Here is a 2885-nt window from a genome sequence, read left to right as displayed (position 1 = left end):
TATTGAGTGCGCCGCAACAATATTAAAGTTCATAACTCTGTTTCCGGTAAAAAGTCCCATACCTGTAATACTTACAGAGCCGGCGTTTGTGCCGACAGTGTTGTTTGCGCCGTAGCCCAAAATGTAGTCCACACCGGTTTGCAAAACCACAGCGCCGCCGAAATCACGAATTTCAATTTCCGGCTCAATCGGGTTGATTGAGTGGAGTTGTGGGTTGATTGAATTCGGCACAAACGTCGCGTTTGTTATTGCTCGTCCTGCATTAGTAATAAAAAAGTTATACCCAAGCATTGTTCCTGCAAAATCTCCCATACCGATAATTCGCATTCTCGCAGGATTGTTGTTTGGGCTGATGTTGGTATTGTCGTTGAATTCAAGTCGAAAATCTGTGTCGAGAGTAAGAGGTTGTCCGTTGTGTTCTATTTGCACATTCGGCTGAATTGGGCTTCCGGTGTGGAGATTTATTCCTGTGTAAGGCATTGCCGAAGATATAAGATTTGCAGGCGCAGGGCTTACTGCTGTTCGTTGTCCGTCAATGGTGAATTTAGCGCGGGAGAGAGGATAAAGTGCTCGCAAAAATGGATCGCCGTTATACATAAGCGCATCCATTCCCCAGATGTTTTCTATGTCCCAATGCGCAAATGTCGTTCGTTGGCGCATTTGTGCGGTGGTGAGAGGAGTGCCTCTGCCGTCGTTGTCGGGTTGTCTGCTTCGTTGGCTGTCAAAGAACGAGTTTGTGATAATGCCGCCGTTATTTATGCCAACTAAGCCGCCAGAACTGCCGCCGAAAACAAGATTTCTGACTATGCCAGCCGAATAACTGTTTTCAATAGTGCCGAAATTTGCTCCGACCAAGCCGCCAACAATGGCGGTGTTTGCAAGTGTTGTTTGTCCTGTCGTAGCCGTGTTTAAATCAGAGGAGAACGCCACGCGAAAACCTGCTGTATTACTATTACCCGTCATATTATGGACGTTGCTGGATGCTACGCGCGCCTCAGGCGCATTCCTGTCCCAATTTCCACCGCGTATCACGCGGAGAGTACCCGTAGTTGCACCTGTAGGATCTACCGTTGTAGTATTAGTAGTCCCCCAGTCCTCCCACCAATCACCAACAAATTCCCATACATTACCGCTCATATCAAAAATGCCCAAGCCATTCGGCGCTAACAGCCCAACCGGCATTGTGTGATTGCCAATGCGGTCAGGGTGTTCACTATGCCAAGCAACATTATTCGCATTATCGCTTCCTGACCAAGCAAAAGGGTCGCGCCTATTACCGCCGCGAGCTACAAATTCCCATTCCGCTCCCGTCGGAAAACGTGCGCCGATTGCTACCATAAATAGCGATATGTCGTTCCCACGTACATTAGTTATAGGGTAATTTTCGCGACCTGCTCCCGTAAATGCCGACGGATTAGTTCCCATTATTACTTGCCACTGCGCCTGCGTTATCGGAAATCTACCTATCCAAAACCCTTGCGTTAATCTGACAGGACGAGTATTATTGTTGCCGAAATGCGAGCCGCCTTGTTGAAATTCGCCCGAAGCAACGTAAACTAAATCTATATAAGTAGATCTTTCGCTAATTGTGTTATGCACAACCCGAAGTCGAACTCCTTGACCTTCTACCGGATCTGATGGAAGAGATATAACAACAGGAAATTCGGGAATTTCTTGCCATATTCGCGTAGCTACTGAAGAATGCGAATTTCTTATAGTCCCTCTGTTTTCTGCTACTAAACCACCAACAGTCATTCCTTGCACATTCCCCGAAGCCTTGCACACTTCAATTGTCCCTCGATTTATAGCCGCCAAAGCAGCAGCCGTGCCGCCAGCGATAATATCTACTTCAAGACCGAGATTTCGGACTATGCCGTTTGTACCGATAACTCCGAAAAACGCTTGGTTGTCTTGGTCGTTGTCAATCTTTACTCCACTTACTGTTCGTCCGTTTCCGTCGAATGTTCCCTGAAACGCTCGCGTTTCGGTATTGCCAATTGGTACCCACTCAGGGGTACCGCTGAGGTCGATGTTGCCCGAAAGCGTTATCGTTCTTCCTGAAAAGTTATTGCCTCCGTTTACCTGTGCAGCAAAATCTCGCAACTCTTGCGCAGTGCCGATATTTACATTTTGTGCACTTGCCACTACTACGAAAAGCAAGACTGCCACTAATTTATTAATGCCGTTTCTCATTTGATTACTCCTTTAATACGTCATTACATGACTCCAATATGGCAAGAAACACAAAGAAGTAGAATGCAATAAAGAAGTAGGACACGATATTGTTTTGAAGTTTGTACTACCAGCATCAACTTCTACATGAGATAAACCAACGTTTTTTTGGCGGAACCATTGGATTGGATTTATTGTACCGCCGGGTATATAAAAGCAGTGTAGTTTTGGGCTGTGTTGGTCATTTAACAATAAATGAAAACCTGTGCTAAATTTAGCATTATTCATTTCAAACTGCCATACAAAAGGATTTGTATTTATGTTTGAAAACTTTGTATTTCTTTCGTTTAATCCTAATGCAAAGTTGCTATTGACAACATTAATCGCTTCCTTTTTGCCTCTTTGACCTCCCGCGAAAAGATCTGCTTTTCCAGTAGCTGAAACGCTCACGTGCATAGTTGTTGGCATAAATGCCTCCTTTTTTGAAAAATTGATTTATATTTGAAACTGTTTTTGACCAAAACAAAAAACACGACCCAATCCCCTTGAGCCGCCCAAACAACAACACAAAACCCCTCTCAAAAAAGAGGTTTTGATAAATATATTTTGAAATTTGACTTCGTGTATTACTTTTGCTTAACTCACATAAGTTCCTGCAAATCAACGACTTATACGGGGGGGGGGGGGGGGGGGGGGCAAAATAGGGTTATCTC

Annotated in this window: 2 protein-coding genes; both read right to left on the bottom strand. The window is 44.8% G+C overall.

Translation table 11 applies throughout. The features are described 5' to 3' along the window. On the bottom strand, positions 1–2193 hold a 2193-nt coding region (locus FWE23_11485; GenBank protein MCL2846048.1), incomplete at its 3' end, for a formylglycine-generating enzyme family protein. Between the two features lie 12 nt (positions 2194–2205). Beyond that, the gene (locus FWE23_11480; protein MCL2846047.1) at positions 2206–2640 is read right to left on the bottom strand and encodes a hypothetical protein; all 435 of its coding nucleotides are present in this window, start codon (positions 2638–2640) and stop codon (positions 2206–2208) included. Positions 2641–2885: the final 245 nt, after the last annotated feature.

The organism is Chitinivibrionia bacterium, from assembly GCA_009779925.1.
Classification (GTDB): Bacteria; Fibrobacterota; Chitinivibrionia; order Chitinivibrionales; family Chitinivibrionaceae; genus WRFX01.
The sequence above is the reverse complement of the archived record's forward strand: the minus strand, read 5'-3'. Positions and strand labels throughout refer to the sequence as shown.

What these genes read in the sequence shown, in the direction of transcription:
- FWE23_11480 (MCL2846047.1), bottom strand. Translation starts at nt 2,640, where the DNA reads ATGCCAACAACTATGCACGTGAGCGTTTCAGCTACTGGAAAAGCAGAT.